The organism is Bacillus sp. BACIII (assembly GCF_057836745.1).
Window position 1 is genome coordinate 140,438 of the sequence record NZ_CM174437.1, and the last position, 17,959, is coordinate 158,396.

The 17,959-nt window shown below is 48.3% G+C and carries 16 protein-coding genes, 1 pseudogene and 1 other annotated feature (1 of these 18 only partly in view); of the genes and pseudogenes, 11 read left to right on the plus strand and 6 right to left on the minus strand.

All coding sequences use genetic code 11. The features are described 5' to 3' along the window. Positions 1 to 24: a binding site (T-box leader), on the plus strand; it begins 190 nt to the left of the window's first position. Positions 25 to 133: 109 nt separating this feature from the next. From leuS to ACXN9U_RS00855, 3 genes are all read left to right on the plus strand, one after another. Continuing rightward, complete coding sequence (leuS, locus tag ACXN9U_RS00845; protein WP_060964509.1) at positions 134 to 2,548, plus strand: leucine--tRNA ligase; 2,415 nt, start codon at positions 134 to 136, stop codon at positions 2,546 to 2,548. A 116-nt stretch (positions 2,549 to 2,664) separates the two neighbouring features. Next, entirely contained in the window at positions 2,665 to 2,976 is a 312-nt protein-coding gene (locus tag ACXN9U_RS00850; RefSeq protein ID WP_060964510.1) for a rhodanese-like domain-containing protein, read from the plus strand. 26 nt (positions 2,977 to 3,002) lie between these two features. Beyond that, a complete protein-coding gene (locus ACXN9U_RS00855; RefSeq protein WP_082761647.1) occupies positions 3,003 to 3,539 on the plus strand; it encodes a GNAT family N-acetyltransferase in 537 nt (178 codons plus the stop codon). Between the two features lie 37 nt (positions 3,540 to 3,576). On the opposite strand, the pseudogene ACXN9U_RS00860 reads toward ACXN9U_RS00855, so the two are convergent. Next, positions 3,577 to 4,088: pseudogene (locus tag ACXN9U_RS00860) on the minus strand (family 4 glycosyl hydrolase); the annotation flags it as partial. A 125-nt stretch (positions 4,089 to 4,213) separates the two neighbouring features. On the opposite strand from ACXN9U_RS00860, the gene ACXN9U_RS00865 reads away from it, so the two are divergent. Continuing rightward, on the plus strand, positions 4,214 to 4,396 hold the full coding sequence (locus ACXN9U_RS00865) for a sporulation protein Cse60 (protein WP_060964511.1): 183 nt from the start codon (positions 4,214 to 4,216) through the stop codon (positions 4,394 to 4,396). A gap of 35 nt (positions 4,397 to 4,431) precedes the next feature. Here ACXN9U_RS00865 and opuD read toward each other — a convergent pair whose 3' ends face one another. Both opuD and ACXN9U_RS00875 read right to left on the minus strand, forming a co-directional pair. Then, positions 4,432 to 5,970, minus strand: coding sequence for a glycine betaine transporter OpuD (gene opuD / locus ACXN9U_RS00870; RefSeq protein ID WP_060964512.1), 1,539 nt, complete (start codon positions 5,968 to 5,970; stop codon positions 4,432 to 4,434). 166 nt (positions 5,971 to 6,136) lie between these two features. After that, on the minus strand, positions 6,137 to 7,402 hold the full coding sequence (locus tag ACXN9U_RS00875) for a BaiN/RdsA family NAD(P)/FAD-dependent oxidoreductase (protein ID WP_060964513.1): 1,266 nt from the start codon (positions 7,400 to 7,402) through the stop codon (positions 6,137 to 6,139). 205 nt (positions 7,403 to 7,607) lie between these two features. On the opposite strand from ACXN9U_RS00875, the gene ACXN9U_RS00880 reads away from it, so the two are divergent. Both ACXN9U_RS00880 and ACXN9U_RS00885 read left to right on the plus strand, forming a co-directional pair. After that, positions 7,608 to 9,245 carry a putative polysaccharide biosynthesis protein gene (locus ACXN9U_RS00880; protein WP_060964514.1) on the plus strand — a complete coding sequence of 546 codons (1,638 nt, stop codon included), beginning with the start codon at positions 7,608 to 7,610 and terminating at the stop codon, positions 9,243 to 9,245. A 56-nt stretch (positions 9,246 to 9,301) separates the two neighbouring features. After that, positions 9,302 to 10,021 (plus strand): pseudouridine synthase, encoded by a 720-nt coding sequence (locus ACXN9U_RS00885; RefSeq protein WP_060964515.1) that lies wholly within the window; start codon positions 9,302 to 9,304, stop codon positions 10,019 to 10,021. Positions 10,022 to 10,152: 131 nt separating this feature from the next. Here ACXN9U_RS00885 and ACXN9U_RS00890 read toward each other — a convergent pair whose 3' ends face one another. Then, complete coding sequence (locus ACXN9U_RS00890; protein ID WP_003152337.1) at positions 10,153 to 10,374, minus strand: DeoR family transcriptional regulator; 222 nt, start codon at positions 10,372 to 10,374, stop codon at positions 10,153 to 10,155. Positions 10,375 to 10,653: 279 nt separating this feature from the next. On the opposite strand from ACXN9U_RS00890, the gene ACXN9U_RS00895 reads away from it, so the two are divergent. Further along, positions 10,654 to 11,358, plus strand: coding sequence for an ABC transporter ATP-binding protein (locus ACXN9U_RS00895; protein WP_016938525.1), 705 nt, complete (start codon positions 10,654 to 10,656; stop codon positions 11,356 to 11,358). After that, positions 11,355 to 12,515 (plus strand): ABC transporter permease, encoded by a 1,161-nt coding sequence (locus ACXN9U_RS00900; RefSeq protein WP_060964516.1) that lies wholly within the window; start codon positions 11,355 to 11,357, stop codon positions 12,513 to 12,515. The genes ACXN9U_RS00895 and ACXN9U_RS00900 overlap by 4 nt, the downstream gene beginning before the upstream one ends. 33 nt (positions 12,516 to 12,548) lie before the next feature. Here ACXN9U_RS00900 and ACXN9U_RS00905 read toward each other — a convergent pair whose 3' ends face one another. Next, positions 12,549 to 13,853: an NCS2 family permease gene (locus ACXN9U_RS00905; RefSeq protein WP_045926428.1), complete on the minus strand. Its 1,305-nt coding sequence runs from the start codon at positions 13,851 to 13,853 to the stop codon at positions 12,549 to 12,551. 95 nt (positions 13,854 to 13,948) lie between these two features. On the opposite strand from ACXN9U_RS00905, the gene pepV reads away from it, so the two are divergent. Continuing rightward, the gene (gene pepV / locus ACXN9U_RS00910) at positions 13,949 to 15,340 is read left to right on the plus strand and encodes a dipeptidase PepV (protein WP_489202079.1); all 1,392 of its coding nucleotides are present in this window, start codon (positions 13,949 to 13,951) and stop codon (positions 15,338 to 15,340) included. A 38-nt stretch (positions 15,341 to 15,378) separates the two neighbouring features. Here the strand turns inward: pepV and cysK are convergent, their stop codons facing one another. Then, positions 15,379 to 16,350, minus strand: a complete 972-nt coding sequence (gene cysK, locus ACXN9U_RS00915) for a cysteine synthase A (RefSeq protein WP_489202080.1) — start codon at positions 16,348 to 16,350, stop codon at positions 15,379 to 15,381. A gap of 90 nt (positions 16,351 to 16,440) precedes the next feature. Here cysK and thpR point away from each other — a divergent pair, with 90 nt between their 5' ends. Together thpR and ACXN9U_RS00925 are read left to right on the plus strand one after the other, a co-directional pair. After that, entirely contained in the window at positions 16,441 to 16,992 is a 552-nt protein-coding gene (gene thpR, locus ACXN9U_RS00920) for an RNA 2',3'-cyclic phosphodiesterase (protein ID WP_489202081.1), read from the plus strand. 26 nt (positions 16,993 to 17,018) lie between these two features. Further along, positions 17,019 to 17,951: a hypothetical protein gene (locus tag ACXN9U_RS00925; protein ID WP_489202082.1), complete on the plus strand. Its 933-nt coding sequence runs from the start codon at positions 17,019 to 17,021 to the stop codon at positions 17,949 to 17,951. Positions 17,952 to 17,959 lie beyond the last annotated feature (8 nt).

Sequence of the window (17,959 nt, forward strand, 5' to 3'; positions counted from 1 at the left end):
AAACAAAAATCTCTCGTCCCTTTTTGGGATGAGGGAGTTTTTTTTAGTTTTAGAATAATCTGAATATCATCTTCCTTATCCCGTCAATACTTGGACTACATACGCCGTATTCAATCAGAAGGAGGTTTTTGCGTTGAGTTTTCAGCACGAAAAAATAGAAAAGAAATGGCAGAATTACTGGTTGGAGCATAAAACGTTCGCCGTCAGCGAAGAGAGTGACAAGCCGAAGTTTTACGCGCTTGACATGTTCCCGTATCCTTCAGGAGCCGGCCTTCATGTCGGGCATCCGGAAGGCTATACGGCAACCGACATTCTTTCACGCATGAGACGCATGCAAGGGTATAATGTGCTTCATCCGATGGGATGGGACGCGTTCGGGCTTCCCGCCGAGCAATACGCGCTTGACACGGGGAATGATCCGGCTGAGTTTACGAAACACAATATCGATAATTTCCGCCGCCAGATCCAATCGCTCGGTTTTTCATATGATTGGGATCGTGAAATCAATACGACTGATCCCGACTACTACAAGTGGACGCAGTGGATCTTCACCAAGCTGTATGAAAAAGGTCTCGCTTATGTAGACGAAGTGCCGGTCAACTGGTGCCCGGCACTCGGAACGGTGCTTGCGAACGAAGAAGTCATTGACGGCAAAAGCGAGCGGGGCGGCCATCCGGTTGAACGCCGCCCGATGAGACAATGGATGCTGAAAATCACCGCTTATGCGGACAGGCTTCTTGAAGATTTAGAAGAGCTTGACTGGCCTGAAAGCATTAAAGACATGCAGCGCAACTGGATCGGACGCTCAGAAGGCGCAAACGTCCATTTCGCGATCGACGGCACTGACGACACATTCACGGTGTTTACGACAAGACCGGACACGCTGTTCGGCGCGGCTTATGCCGTGCTGGCTCCAGAGCATGAGCTTGTGGAGGCCATCACGACGGCTGAACAAAAAGAAGCGGTAGACGCTTATATTAAAGAAGTTCAGGCGAAAAGTGACCTGGAACGGACGGATCTTGCGAAAACAAAAACAGGCGTCTTCACGGGCGCATATGCGGTAAACCCGGCAAACGGGGAAAAGCTGCCGATCTGGATAGCTGATTATGTCCTCGCTTCTTACGGAACGGGTGCTGTAATGGCCGTGCCGGCGCATGATGAACGCGATTTTGAATTCGCCAAAGTGTTCAGCCTGCCTGTCAAAGAAGTCGTAAAAGGCGGAAACACGGAAGAGGAAGCGTACACGGGAGACGGAGAACATATCAATTCCGGCTTTCTGAACGGACTGAATCAAGCGGAAGCGATTGAAAAAATGATTGCCTGGCTTGAAGAAACGAAAAACGGTGAGAAAAAAGTGACATACCGTCTGCGTGATTGGCTGTTCAGCCGCCAGCGCTATTGGGGCGAGCCGATTCCGGTCATTCATTGGGAAGACGGCACTTCAACAGCCGTTCCGGCAGAAGAGCTGCCGCTGATTCTGCCGAAAACCGATGAGATCAAACCGAGCGGAACAGGTGAATCACCGCTTGCCAACATTAAAGAGTGGGTAGAGGTCACTGATCCTGAAACGGGCAGAAAGGGCAGAAGAGAAACGAACACGATGCCGCAATGGGCGGGAAGCTGCTGGTATTTCCTTCGCTTTATCGACCCGAAAAATCCGGATCAGCTCGCTTCACCTGAGAAACTGGATAAATGGCTGCCTGTCGATATTTACATCGGAGGAGCGGAGCATGCCGTGCTTCACCTTCTGTACGCGCGTTTCTGGCATAAATTCCTCTATGATATCGGTGTCGTACCGACGAAAGAACCGTTCCAAAAGCTGTATAACCAAGGAATGATTCTCGGGGAAAATAATGAAAAAATGAGTAAATCCCGCGGAAACGTCGTTAATCCGGATGAAATTGTGGCGTCTCACGGAGCAGATACGCTCCGCCTGTACGAAATGTTTATGGGGCCGCTTGACGCCTCTATCGCCTGGTCTGAATCAGGTCTTGACGGAGCGCGCCGCTTCCTTGACCGTGTATGGCGTTTGTTTATCGAGGAAAACGGCGAGCTGACGGGCAAAGTGACAGAAGGCGCGGGCGAAACTCTTGAGCGCGTCTATCATGAAACGGTTATGAAAGTGACAGAAAACTTCGAAGCGCTTCGCTTTAATACGGGCATCTCTCAGCTGATGGTCTTCATTAATGAAGCCTACAAAGCGAATGAACTTCCGAGAGAATATGTCGAAGGCTTTGTGAAGCTGCTTTCTCCTGTTGCACCGCATTTGGCGGAAGAACTGTGGGAAAAACTCGGCCACGAAGGTTCGATTGCATACGAAGCCTGGCCTGCTTATGACGAATCAAAACTGGTGGATGATGAAGTGGAAATCGTCGTCCAGCTGAACGGAAAAGTAAAAGCGAAATTAATGGTTCCGGCTGATGCTGATAAAGCAGCATTAGAACAGCTCGCACAAGCTGACGAAAAAGTAAAAGAGCAGCTTGAAGGAAAAACGATCCGAAAAATCATTGCCGTACCGGGCAAGCTTGTCAATATCGTGGCAAACTGACCGGACGAAGCCCCTCTCCTACTGAGAGGGGCTTTTTTATCAGGCCTCTATCATAGAAATTGCACTGCGGGCTTTGGTATACTTAACATCATAAAGATGAATGGGAGTGTCACATATTGAAAATAAATGAAATCAGCACAGCCGCACTTGAAGAAAAATTAAAAGCTGGAGAAGAGCTGTATCTGATTGATGTCAGAGAAGATGAAGAAGTAGCCGAAGGAATGATTCCGCAAGCTGTTCATATCCGCATGGAGGACATCCCAGAAAAGATGGATGCGTTAGACAAGGACAAGGAATATGTATTTATCTGCCGTTCCGGAAAAAGAAGCATGAACGTTTGTATGTATTTACATGAGCAGGGCTTCCGTACGGTTAATGTTGAAGGCGGAATGCTGGAATGGGAAGGCGAAACAAAACCGAAGAAATAACGTTGTGAAGTGAAAGAAGAAAAGGGATGTACGTCTTTTCTTCTTTTTTTATAGAAAAAACGGGAGGCGATCAGGTGAAACCGGTCATACGCGCTATGAAAGCAAGTGATATCAAACAGGTCCGGCAAATCGCGGAACGAAGCTGGCATCATACGTATGAAGGGATTATCCCCAGACACATTCAGGATCAGTTTCTCGAATCTGCCTATCATGATGAGATGATGGAACGCCGGCTTCGTCATTCACTGTTCCTTGTGGCAGAAGAAAAAGAGGGAAGACATCTCGGTTTTGCAAATGCCACCCCGGTTCAAAAAGACGGGAAAGCGGAGCTCGCCGCCATTTATATTGATCCGGATTGCCAGGGAAGCGGGATAGGCACGGCACTTCTTAAAGAGTGCATCAGACAGTCCGGCGGGATAAAAGAGCTTTATGTCCATGCAGAAAAAGAGAACCGCCCCGCCTTGTCCTTTTATCAGGCTAAAGGATTTCAATGGGTATGTGAATTTGAAGAAGACTTTAAAGGACACACCTTACAGACGGTCAAACTGGTGCTGAACATATAAAGCGTCCGGCCCCCCTCAAGGGCCGGATCGCGAATGATTAGTGATAAGCCGGAAGCCAGTCTTTGTGCGCTTCAAATAAGTCATCGCACAAAGATATGATGTCATTTATGGAAAGCTCGGCGTTCGTATGCGGATCAAGCATCGCCGCCTGATAGACAGCTTCCTTTTTTAAAGTGACGGCCGCTTCAATGGTTAAAAGCTGTGTGTTGATGTTCGTTCTGTTGAGCGCCGCGAGCTGTTCCGGAAGTTCGCCTGAATAGCACGGCATCATTTGATTTTTGACGGCGGCGCACGGCACTTCTGCGATCGCTTTCGCCTGCAGATTCTATCAGCCCCGTATTCAGCACATTGCCGCCGAACATAAACGGATGCCCCGTCTCCATCTTCTATCATTCTCGAACCATATTCTTTCGAGCGTTCATGCGTCAGGTTTTGATTGTTGGTGATGCCGTCTTTCATCGTTTCCCAATTTTTGATTTGTTCTGCGCATCTCCTAGGATATTCATCAAGCGGAATTTGGAGTTCGTCTATCAGCTCCGTCACATTTTTGCAAGCGTTTTCAATAACGATTTTCGGTTGTTTTTAGTAAAGATCAGTAAAAAATAAAAACTTGTTTATTCCCTATCATAATTCATTTCTGCCGGAATAAATTGATAGGGAAAGGAGAGGATGACGTGCTGAAGATAGCTGTGTTTGATCAGGAGCATGAGAAGGATTTGCAGACTGAAGTCAATTCATTTTTAAAGGGGATTTCTGAAGAACAGCTCGTTGATATCAAATATACGGTAGCGGCAGCCTGTGATCCGGAAGGGGAGCAGCTTTATTGTTTTTCCGCTCTCATTTTATATCGGAAATAAAGAAGCCCGGACGAATGGCCGGGCTTCACTGTGCATTATGCTTTTTTGACGCGGGGACTTCTCGGCTTTTGGTATTTCTCCGCTTGTTTGATTCCTTTTCTTTCACTCGCTAATGACTTGTACAGAGACACGATCATCAGAAGGATCACGACTGAAAACGGAACCGCAGCGAGAATGGCTGTGTTTTGCAGTGCGGCAAGGCCGCCGGAATATAATAAAACCGCTGCCACGGCAGACTGGATAATGCCCCAAGTGACTTTCACCTGGTTTGAAGGGTCCAACGAGCCGTGAGTCGTCTGCATTCCAAGCACAAATGTCGCTGAATCGGCTGATGTAATAAAAAATACAGCGATCAGAACAAGCGTCAACACGGATGTCACCATTGTGAGCGGATAGTGGCTGAGAGCGCCGAACAGCATCGTATCCGCCGACAATCCGGCGACATTGAAGACGCCTTTCTGCTGAAGATCCATTGCAGATACGCCGAAAATCGCAAACCATAAAAAGGCCAATATACAAGGTGTCACTAACACACCGATTAAAAATTCCCGGATGGTCCGGCCCCTTGATACACGGGCGATAAAAATGCCGACAAACGGAGACCAGGAAATCCACCAGGCCCAATAGAAAATGGTCCAGCTGTTAATCCATTCGCGTTTTTGGGGATCATTCGGTGACAAACGGAAGCTCATCTGCACGATATTTTGGATGTACTGCCCGATAGAATCGGTAAATGAGTTCATAATCAGCACCGTCGGGCCTGCAATGAGCATGAAAAGCATTAATATACCCGCGAGCACCATGTTGGTATTGCTTAAGTATTTAATTCCCTTGCCGATTCCGCTCCACGCAGAAATTAAGAAAAGCACGGTCACGACAACGATCAAGATCAGCTGAATGGAAAATGTCTTCGGAATGCCGAATAAATAATGCAGACCGCCGTTGATCTGAGTCGCGCCGAGCCCCAAGCTTGTCGCCACACCGACAACCGTTGCAAATACGGCGATACAGTCAATCGTCTTGCCGATCGGACCGTTCACTTTATCGCCTAAAATCGGTGTCAGTGTGCTGCTGATCAAACCGGGGGCATCTTTTCTGAATTGAAAATATGCGATACATAAAGCGACGACGGCGTATATGGCCCAAGCGTGCAGCCCCCAATGGAAAAACGTATACCGGAGCGCATCACGAAAAGCTTGGGGCGTTTCTGTTTCACCTGAGGGAGAGCTGATCGTGTAATGGCTGATCGGTTCCGCAGCCCCGTAAAATACAAGGCCGATTCCCATGCCTGCGCTGAATAGCATGGCAAACCATGATAATAAGCCGAATTCCGGTTTTTCCCCGGGTTTTCCGAGTTTTATTTTGCCGATCGGACTCACGATGAGAAAGAGACAGAAACCGACAAATATTGAAACGGCCAGCAGATAATACCAGCCGAAAGAATCCGTAACAAAACGTTGTGCCGTATCTGTCACTTGCTGCAGGCTATCAGGTGAAATAACTCCCCATAAAACCGCAGCGGCTGTGATAACGATCACAATCCAAAAAACACTGGAGATATTCTTTTTCTTCAAACGTTCTCACCCTCTGACTATTTTTTCAATACGCCATTTGCTTTAGTATGATCGTACGATTGCAGATCATCCTTTTCTTCCTATTCCCTCAATCAGGTGAAACAAAACGCAGAAAACTCTATCATGTTTTTGGTGGGGCGCTCAGGTTAATGTGCTTAAAACCATTTTACAGCGAGTGTGAGTAACGTCCTGCATTCAAGCCGGCGAGACGTCCCGTAACAAGGGCTGACGTGATATTATAGCCTCCGGTGTAGCCGTGAATGTCAAGGATTTCCCCACAAAAATATAAGCCCTCCATTTTTTTAGACGCCATTTGTTTCGGTTCAATCTCTTTTACGGAAACACCGCCGCCCGTGACAAACGCTTTGTCCAAAGAAAGCGTTCCGTCTGCTGAAACCGTAAATTGTTTGCAGTCTTTGACAAACGCCCTGAATTGATCCTTCGGCAGCTCCGTAAAGCTGATCTGAGGATCAAGGCCGTTCCGCTCCAGAAGGAAAAGCAGGTACCGTTCCTGCATCCATGGTCTGAGCGCGTTTTTGAGCGCTTTTTTCGGCGCGTCTTTCAGCTCCTTGTGCATCCGCTGAAATAACTCTTCCTCGGTGATGCCGGGAAACAGATCGATGCGGAGTTTGACCTCTGGCTGCTTTTTCAGTTCTTTGACGACAAACTGGCTGCAGCGGAGAATGGCGGGGCCTGACAAGCCGAAATGGGTAAACAGCATGTCCATCACATGTGTGACGACAGGTTTGCCTTTTTTATTCAGGACGCTGACGGCCGTGTTTCTAAGAGACAGCCCCTGAAGGGTTTTTTGCTTAATAAACGGCTCTGACGACGTAACCGGCACTTCTGTCGGAAAGAGTTCAGTTACGGTGTGGCCGGCCGCTTCCGCCCATGCATAGCCGTCTCCGGTGCTGCCGGTATGCGGGACTGATTTTCCGCCGACCGCGACAATGACGGCGCGTGCGTTAATGTGTTCGTCATTGTTTGTCGTAATGCCCGCTGTCCTGCCGTTCTCGTACCGCACTTCTTTGATTTTTTCATTTGTGCGGATGGTGACATTCAGTTCTTTTAAACGGTTCAAAAGCGCATCGACAACGCTTTGCGCTTTGTCCGTCACCGGGAACATGCGCCCGTGGTCTTCTTCTTTCAGCTGAATGCCGAGGTTTTCAAAAAAGGCGATGATATCTTCATTATTAAATTCGGAAAATGCGCTGTATAAAAAGCGGCCGTTGCCGGGAATGTGTTTGATAATCTCTTCAACAGGGAGGCGGTTGGTCACGTTGCAGCGCCCGCCGCCGGAAATCGCCAGCTTCCGTCCCAGCTTGTTTCCTTTATCAATTAATAGAACATCTGCCCCTTCTTCACCTGCGGCAATGGCAGCCATTAAACCGGACGGGCCGCCGCCGATCACAATCACGTCATAATGTTTCATATTTCATCAACAACTTTCTTTTTCGCGTATAATAGGCGGAAATGTCCGCTTCCTGCTATTATAGCGAAAGAAAGGGATTCCATAAACGTGTTTTGTGTTTTTAAAGTTTCCCAAAAAGTTTCCCGCTGTAATTATTACCGTCTATTTGCCCAATTGTGTTAAAATAGAAAAGTTGAATCTTCGTAGAAAATGGTGATGAGGAAACATGTCAAGCAAATTGTTAAGGGGCACGTTCGTGCTGACGCTCGGCACCTATATATCGCGGATTTTAGGGATGATTTATCTGATCCCGTTCGGAGCGATGGTCGGAGCGACGGGCGGAGCTTTGTTTCAATACGGATATAATCAATATACACTGTTTTTAAACATTGCCACGATGGGATTTCCCGCCGCGGTTTCAAAGTTTGTCTCGAAATATAATTCCAAAGGAGACTATGAGACGAGCAGGCGGATGCTGAGAGCGGGAATGTCGGTTATGCTCGTTACCGGGATGATCGCTTTTTCGATTCTTTATATTTCGGCGCCGTTTTTTGCGGAAACATCTCTCGGCGGCGCAAGTAACAACGGGCTTACGATTGACCACGTCGTTTATGTCATCCGGATGGTCAGTCTGGCACTTTTGGTTGTGCCGATTATGAGTCTTGTACGCGGTTTTTTCCAAGGCCACCAGATGATGGGGCCGACAGCCGTTTCTCAGGTTGTGGAACAGCTTGCCCGGATCATCTTCTTATTGGGCGCGACATATTTGATTTTAAGAGTGATTAACGGCGGCCTTGTCATCGCAGTCGGATATGCGACTTTCGCAGCGCTGATCGGATCATTCGGAGGGCTTGTCGTCCTTTATATTTACTGGAATAAGCGGAAAGGCGATCTTCTGGCGATGAAGCCGAACCTCGTCCCGTCAGCGAACTTAAGCTATAAAAAAATGTTCATTGAGCTTTTCAGCTATGCCGCTCCTTACGTTTTTGTCGGACTGGCGATTCCTTTGTATTCTTATATCGATACAAATACGTTTAATAAAGCGATGATTGCGGCGGGCCATAAGGACATCAGCCAGGACATGCTGGCGATTGTCACCCTCTATGTACCGAAGCTTGTCATGATTCCGGTTTCTCTGGCGACCGCTTTCGGTCTGACGCTGATCCCGACGATAACCGAATCATTTACGAGCAGGAATTATAAGCTTTTGAACCAGCAGATTAACCAGACGATGCAGATCATTTTGTTTCTGGTTATCCCCGCCGTTGTCGGGATGTCGGTGTTATCAGGGCCGGCCTATACGTTCTTCTACGGTTCTGAAAGCCTTCGTCCGGATATCGGACAGGATATTTTGTTCTGGTACGCGCCTGTCGCGATTTTGTTTTCTCTGTTTACAGTAAACGCCGCGATCCTGCAAGGGATTAATAAGCAGAAATTTGCGGTTGTGAGCCTTTTCATCGGCGTCATTATAAAAGTGGTGCTGAACGTGCCGCTGATCAAACTGTTTCAGGGAGACGGCGCCATATTGGCAACGGCGCTCGGTTATATCGCTTCTCTTCTGTACGGTTTTATTATGATTAAGCGCCATGCGGGCTATTCGTATACGGTGCTTATGAGGCGGGTCATTTTAATTGCGGTCTTATCCGTTGTAATGGGAGTCGCGGTCAAGCTGACTCAATGGCTGCTCAGTTTCTTCGTAACGTACCAAAGCGGCCAGCTGCATGCGGCGATTGTCGTCTTTGTCTGTGCCGCTGTCGGCGGTGCGGTGTACATGTTTGCCGCGTACCGAATCGGATTTTTGCAGAAAATGTTTGGAAACCGTCTGCCGCGGATTTTAAGAAGAGGCAGGCATTCCGCCCATTGAGGAATAATGAACAGTCCGCTTATTGCGGGCTTTTCTTTTTAAAGGAGAGGATCAGGATGAGACTTGATAAGCTGCTTTCAAACAGCGGATTCGGCTCAAGAAAAGATGTGAAAAAAATCGTCAAGGCAGGGGCTGTCATGATTGACGGAGAGCCGGCGAAAGATGTGAAAACCCATGTCGATCCGGATAAACAGGACATCACGGTATACGGAGAGCCGGCAGACTATCGGGAATTTATTTATGTCATGATGAATAAGCCGCAAGGAGTGCTGTCCGCTACAGAAGACAGCCGCCAGCAAACGGTGGTTGATCTGCTGACGCCTGAAGAACAGAGATTCGAACCGTTTCCGGCGGGACGTCTTGATAAGGATACCGAAGGATTTCTGCTTCTGACCAATGACGGGCAGCTCGCTCATCGTCTGCTTTCTCCGAAAAAGCACGTGCCTAAAACATACGAGGTCCGGTTAACCTCACCTCTGTCACCGGAAGACATCATCAATCTGGAAAAAGGCGTCGTCATTGAAGGGGGCTATAAGACGAAGCCGGCAGCCGTTGAAGCCATTACTGAAAGCCCGGATGGAACGGCCATTCATTTGACCATTACAGAAGGCAAATATCATCAGGTGAAGCTGATGGCAAAGGCTGTCGGAAATGAAGTGTCTTATTTAAAACGGCTTTCGATGGGGGCTGTTTCTCTTGATCCGGAGCTTAAGCCGGGAGAGTTTCGCGAGCTGACTGAAGAAGAGCTCGCAGCGCTGAAAGATACTGAAGTGTAATCGATATCAGAAAAGCCCAAAACAGATTTGTTTTGGGCTTTTTATATAGAGGAACAAAAAAACAACAAGGCAAAGACGCTGCTTTGCCTTGCAGCATGTCAGGCTGAAAAGGGCCTTATGTAATTGTTCGCTTAAGATGTAATTTTTACTTTTTTTCGTGTTGTCTCCCACTTGCCTCGGCTAGGACTATGAACAAGATCATTGTATGCTAACACATTTAAGTCTCGCTGAATGGTTCTAGGTGTAATGCCGAATTCATCAACCAGTTCCTGTGTCGTCACAAGACCTTTTTCCTGGATGAACATGTAAACTGATTTAATCCGAGTCAGCATACGATTTGTTGAAGGTTTCAAAAAACCACTCCTTATCATAAGATCGGAAGGACTTGATATACCACAACTTTCGACTCTAAAACTTCGTACGAATAAGCAACAAAGGCAGACATTCTGTTTTTTCTCTTTTAACTGCCTCCATTATACACGATATGGCGGACATGAATCTAGGAATAAACGCAGATAATTTTTACCAATTGGGAGTGCCTTGGTGCATTACTATGCCCGGCCCGCTTTTATTATTATGGTAACTGAAACTTTTTTTATACGTGTCCGTATGAAAACGGGGGAGGGAGAAGCTTGGGAGACTTATTGAATGCAAACATCGTCTGCGCCGGTTATGCTGACAGGCCGAAGGTGATCTCAAATGTATCTCTGTCGGTCAGCGCGGGGGAAATTGCCGGGTTAATCGGGGCAAACGGAGCGGGGAAAAGTACGGTGATTAAGGCGATTCTCGGGCTGTGCAGGGATATAGAAGGCGGAATTGAATGGAATGATTCATCCTATGCTTACATACCGGAGCGTCCGAGTTTTTATGAAGAACTGACGCTTTGGGAGCATCTTGAACTCACAGGGTCATTGCGGGGGATAGAAGCCGGAGAGTGCCGTGAGCGGGCCGGGCGGCTGCTTGATGAATTTTCATTGACGGCGGTAAAACATGAGTTGCCTTCCGGTTTTTCAAAAGGGATGCAGCAAAAATTGATGCTCATACAGGCGTTTTTGGCGAAGCCGGATATTTACATCATTGATGAGCCGTTTATCGGACTTGATCCGATCTCAACGAAGCTGTTTACCGACATGCTGATTGCTGAGAAAGAAAGGGGCGCGGGTATTCTGATGTGCACCCATGTTTTGGATACCGCCGAAAAAATCTGCGACCGGTTTTATTTGCTGGATCAAGGCGCTCTGCTTCTTCAAGGCACGTTAGCGGAGCTTCAAGAAAAAACGGGGAGCCGTTCATTGTTAGATTGCTTTTATTCAGCGGTTCGGAGCAGTCAGCGATGACCGGGCGGGCTTTGTTTTTTCAAAGGATGTTTCATTTTTGGCGGTATCAATGGAAGGTGTTTCAGACGGTCATTGATTGGACGGTCGCGCTGTATATCGTTCTTCCTGCTGCCGCATTTGCCGTTTATCAATATGCTGAATGGCTGAACGGAAGGGGGCTTCTTAATGGAGCGGCAGGAGTATTAGGCTGGGGCTGGTTGTATGTCTTCAGTGTCCTGCTGTTATGCACCGGTTTTATTCATACCTTTTTGCTGGAAGCGGATCATGTGTTTTTGGTGCATACAAAATATCTGATGAAAAAGCTGAAACGGTACGCGCTTTTGTATTCGATGTTCCTTTCACTTATCAAATGGGGCGTGCTTGCCGTGCTGTTATTTCCCTTATGGCGACAGTACGGTGACTGCACCTTTTCGGCATATTTCGGCATTTTTTGCTGTCTGTCCGGCTTTCATGCTGCGATATTGGCAGTGCATCGGCAAAGAAAAATCAGACGGCAGACATTCGGAAATCAGGCGGCAGGCTGGCTGAAAGCGGCGGTTCTGTTGGCGGGCGCGTGTTTCATGATCCGGTTTGCCGCGGAGTGGTACTGGCTTTGGCCGGCAGGATGTATATTGTTCATCTGTTCCGCCCTTTTGACTTGGAAAGAAGCGGAGTCCTTATCAGCTTTTGAGGAAGAAGTGCTTGAGGAGAACAGGCGAAAGCTTTCATTCACCGCTTCTGTTTTGATGCTCAGCCATGATGTGCAGCTGCCGAATGTGAAAAAGAAAGGGCGGAGCAAGCCGTTTTTATATCCCGGCTCAAAGCACATCTTTACAAAACGGTCGGCGTATACGGCGTGGAAAGAATTATTTTTTAAAGTGCTGATCCGAAACGGCGGGTATCTCCGGCAGCTTTACCTTTTAACCGCGGCTTTTACGGCTCTTATTCTCGTTCTTCCGCTTTTGCTGAAGCCGGCAGCCCTCATTTTATTTACACTGGTCAGCCGATACGCCGCGTCGCTTCTCTTTGACCGGATCACGGACAAACCGGTTTTAAGCGGTATCAAAAAAGACAGTGATGACTATTTCCGGGCGAGAAACAGCGTATTAACCTTCATTCAAATCATCGGTTCCGGATGGTGCCTCATTGCGGCGGTTTTTTCCGCTCTTTATATGTGAAAAATCCCTTTCCGAAAAAGGAAAGGGATTTTTTTAATGTCCGTTCAAAATAAAAAGCTGAATAAAAAACAGCACTGCAAAGATGATGACTAAAGGATGGATTTCGCGCCATTTTTTCTTGGCGAGCTTCACAAGCGGGTATGAAATGAAGCCGAGCGCGATTCCGGTTGAAATACTGGATGTTAAAGGCATCGCCAAAATGACGAGAAAGGCCGGGAATGCTTCATCAAGCTCATTCCAGCGGATATTCGACACCGCCCCCATCATCAGGCTGCCGACAATAATCAGAGCCGGTGACGTAATGGCTGACACTTCTGATAAGACGCTGACAAGCGGACTGAAAAACATGGAAACGGCAAACATAACGGCAATCGTCAGCGCCGTCAGGCCCGTTCTTCCGCCGGCGGCCACCCCTGCTGAAGATTCAACGAACGCGGTCGTCGGGCTGGTGCCGAAGATGCTTCCGACCGTCGTAGCGGTCGAATCAGCCAAAAGCGCTCTTCGCGCATTCGGCAGCTGATTGTTTTTGATCAATCCCGCCTGTTCAGCGACACCGATCATGGTGCCGGTCGTGTCAAAAATCGTAACGAGAAGAAAAGAAAACACAACGGCGTACAGACCGTGGTGCACGACATCCCCGAGGGCTCCGAACGGATTTGTTATTAAAAGCCCCTCAGGCAGGTGCGGGAAGGACATGAACCCTTTTGTAAAATGAATCTGACCGGTCAAAAAGGCAATGACAGCAGTCAGCGCCATACCGATGAACAGAGCTCCGTTTACATTCAGCACCATCAGCACGATACTGATGATGAGCCCGATAAGCGTTAAAATGACGGCAGGCGAATGAAGATCGCCGAGTGCGACTAAATTAGATTTATCAGCCGTGATGATACCGGATTGGCGCAAGCCGATAAACGCGATAAATAAGCCGATGCCGGTCGTAATTCCGTATTTTAAATTGCCCGGAATGGCTTCTATTAGTTGTTTTCTTAAAGGCGTTAACGATAAAATGATAAAGATGACTCCCGCGATAAATACGGCGCTGAAAGCCGTCTGATACGAAATGCCGCTGCCTGCGCCGACGACATGAAAGGCGAGATACGCGTTTAAGCCCATGCCGGGGGCAATGGCAATCGGAAAATTCGCAGCGAGAGCCATCCATAAAGTTCCGACAATGGAAGCGATAATCGTGGCGGTGAACACCTGGTCAAACGGAATTCCCGCATTTGAAAGGATCACCGGATTGACGACAATGATATACACCATTGTAAAGAAGGTGGTCAGTCCCGCGGTAATTTCTCTTTTTATTGTCGTTTGATGCTTGTCGAGATGAAACATAAGTACCTCCAATGACGAACATTTTTTCAAAACATCATCTATATTATTCGTTTTATGAACATTTTGCAAGTCTTTATCAAGAAAGGGGATTTGTGATGAACTGGGAAGTTGAAGTTATCCGAAACAAAGAAGATCTCATCCGTGACACGCAGAAATTTTTACAGATCAACAGCGTAATGGACGAATCAACAGCCGGCCCCGGCCGGCCGTTTGGGGAAGGCGTCAATGCCAGCCTGACTTCACTGCTGGAATTCGGCGAAAAAGAAGGCTTCACCGTCAAAAATCTTGACGGCTATGCGGGCCATATTGAGTGGGGAACGGGTGACGAAATTGTCGGCGTTCTGTGCCACGTCGATGTCGTTCCGCCCGGAGACGGCTGGACAAGCGATCCGTTTTCAGCCGAAATCAGGAACGGCCGGATATATGCCAGAGGCGCCATTGATGATAAAGGGCCGACAATGGCGGCGTTTTACGCGCTGAAAATCGTCAAAGACATGCAGCTGCCTTTATCCAAACGCGTGAGAATCATCATCGGAACAGATGAAGAGAGTGATTGGAGATGCGTGGACCACTATTTCAAACACGAAAAAATGCCTGACATCGGATTTGCCCCTGACGCCGATTTTCCGATCATTAACGCGGAAAAAGGAATGATAGATGCCACACTGCGTATTGCAAAAAGAACTTCTGACAAAGACGCAAAAAACGGGCTTCTGTCATTCCGTTCAGGGCTGCGCTTGAACATGGTGCCGGATGCGGCCGAAGCGGTCATTGAAGGGGCCGGCCAGGATGCCGTGCACGCATATTTCAGCAACTGGCTGGAACAGTCAAAAACACAAGGTGAAGCGGTTTCGGAAAACGGAAAACTGACGCTTCGGGTGTTCGGAAAATCATGCCACGCAATGGAACCGAATAATGGTGTCAATGCCGGCTTAAAGCTTGCTGAATGTCTTAACGGAACGGAACTGGATGAAGCCGGAAAACACTTTGTCAAAACCGTCAGTGACTATTTTTCAAATGATACACGGGGCAAAAAGCTGAAGATTGATTGCAGGGATGACATCAGCGGAGAGCTTACATTGAATGTCGGCACCTTTACATACAGAAAGGGTGAGGGCGGAGAACTCGGCATCAACATCCGTTATCCCGTCACTTCGGACAGCCAAGTGATTCGTGATGCCTTTATGTCCGCTGCTGAATTCCGGCTTGAAGAATTTAAAGACAGCAAACCGCACCACGTATCTGGCGATCATCCGCTCGTAAAGACACTTCAAAAGGTTTACGAAGGACAGACGGGAAAGAAAGCGGATTTGATTTCAATCGGCGGAGGAACGTATGCGAGATCCCTTGCGGCGGGCGTGGCGTTCGGGCCGCTGTTTCCCGGCCGGCCTGACAGCGCGCATCAAAAGGATGAGTACATCGAAATTGATGACCTTCTCCGGTCAACCGCTTTATACGCCGAAGCCATTTATGAGCTTGCCAAGTGATCACAAAAAGGGACGCCGAAAGCGGCATCCCTTTTTTATCATTCAAATGACCATAAATCCGTTGATAAATAACGTTCTCCCGTATCGGCCGTCATACAGATGACGATCTGTTCGGAAGGGAGGCGTTTTGCGGTTTCAATGGCCGCAAAGCAGGCGGCGCCTGAAGACGGGCCGACGAGTATACCTTCTTCCCGGGCCAGGCGCCGGGTTGTCGTATACGCATCTTCATCAGATATTTTCATGATTTCATCGTAAACGTCCTGATTCAATATGCCGGGAATAAATCCGGGGCTTGTCCCGACCAGCTTATGAGCGCCGGGTTTTCCGCCGGACAGTACCGGGGATCCCGCGGGTTCGGCGACATGAACAATCATATCAGGGAAAAGCTCCTTCAGCGTTTCTCCGGTTCCGGTAATGGTTCCGCCCGTTCCCGCCGTTGCAACAAAAGCACCGAGCGGCCTGTTGAGCTGCTGAACGGCCTGATAGATTTCAATCGCGGTCGTTTTTCGGTGGGCGTCCGGATTTGCGCCGTTATCGAATTGCATCGGGATAAAACTTCCCGGAATCTGTTCGGCGAGTTCTTTCGCTTTTTTGATGCTGCCGGGCATTCTTTCGGCCCCCGGCGTTAATACCACCTCCGCGCCGTACGCTTTAAGCAAGTTGATGCGTTCTTTCGTCATCGTGTCAGGCATGACGAGGATTGCTCTGTAGCCGCGGGCCGCCGCGTTCATCGCCAGACCGATGCCTGTATTGCCGCTTGTCGGTTCGATAATGACAGAGCCGGGTTTTAAATGCCCGCTTTTTTCCGCTTCAATGATCATATTGTAAGCCGCTCTGTCTTTGACGCTGCCGCTTGGGTTAAATGATTCTAATTTTAAATAGACTTGAGCTGCATGTTCTGGCTGAAGGCGATTGAGCTTTACGATCGGTGTGCCGCCGATCAGCTCCGCCGTGCTGTTTACGATTTTCAAGACCGGCTCATTCCTTTCTGTATAAAACGTTCGGTACATAATATCCTATCATAATAAGCGGACAGGGTTCTCCTCTCCGCTTATCCGTTTTATAATTAACACCATAACAAAAGAGGGGGAGATCCTCATATGAAAGCTTCATTGCCGCATTATTTTATCGGCATTCCGATTCCTGCTGACATTGCTGAACCGATTTGGGAAGCAGCCAGAAAGGAGCCGGCGTTAACATTCACAAAATGGGTGCATCCGCATGACTATCATATTACACTCATTTTTCTCGGGGCCGCGGATGAAGCCCGGCTTGCGAAACTATTGCCTTTGCTCGCAGATGCTGCGTCGAAAGCGCAGCCGTTTACCGTACAGTTTCAGCAGCTGGATGTTTTCGGCGACCGCAGACAGCCGAGAGTGCTTCACCTAGAACCTGAACGGAATGAACGGCTCTTTGATTTGCGGGAAAAAACAAAACAGGCTGTTTTGAAAGCCGGTTTTCAAGTGGAAAAACGGCCGTATCATCCTCATATGACGATGGCGCGGAAGTGGGCGGGAGACCGGCCGTTTCCGGACGATGTGCCGTTTGAAAGCGGCAGGGTGCAAAGTGCCGTCAGCCGGTTTTCCCTGTTTCAGACCCACCTTGACCGGTCGCCTAAATACGAAGAAATCGCACAGTTTCAATTGACATAAACAAATATTCGGAGTGGGGAAATCACATGGCACAGATCATCAAAATACACGATTGCATTTCAAGATATGAGCTCGATCCATATCATTATATGAACCAGTTTATCCGGCTGAAGAAAGAACGCTGGGAGGCTCTCCTTGAAGCCTTTGACCGGAAAACGGAGGAAAAAGAAACAGAAACGGCTCAAGGCGGTGAAACCGGCCAAACGCCGGCCCGAAAAAAATTTTTCTTAAAAAAGAGAAAAGAAGAAAAAACGGCCGATATAAATGAAAAGAGGCACCAATGGTTTGATGAGCCGGAGGAAGAAGAGGCGCTGTTCGGAAATCTTCCGTCTCAAAAGTCTGAGCTCGCGTCTTTTTTCAAAGAACAGCTGTATGACTTTCAATTAAAATGGGCGAGCTCCACGCTTTCTCAAAAGTCTGAGCTTTCGCAGGCGGTCAAGAGGGACAGGATATTAAAAATGCTTGCTCAAAAGCTGCCCGATTCGTATTTTGTGATGTATCATCCGGTTCTTCAAATCCAGCAGGCGTCCGTCGAGCTGAGCATCATCATCATCTCCCCGCTGGAGATTTTCTGCGCTGCTTTTATGGAAGCTGAAGAGGACAGCGTATATATCGGATCAAAACATCGTTTTTGGGAAGAGAGGGGTTCCGGCAGCACGCGCCAAGTATTAAATCCGTCTCTCAGCCTGAACCGCACGGGCTCGGTCGTTTCGCAAATCGTAAAAGAAAAGCAGGCCGACATTCCCGTCAGAAAGCTTTTGCTCAGCAGAACGTCTTATTTTGATTACCCGGAGCCGCCATTCGGGCTGGATATAGCCGATAAACGGACTGCCGCAGAGTGGCTGGAAAAGCAGCGGAAAAATACGGCGCCGATCAAGCACCATCAGCTGAAGGCGGCGAAGGCACTTTTGTCTTACGGCTTAAGTCATTCACACCGGAGAGAGGAATGGCTTGATTAAAACGGACG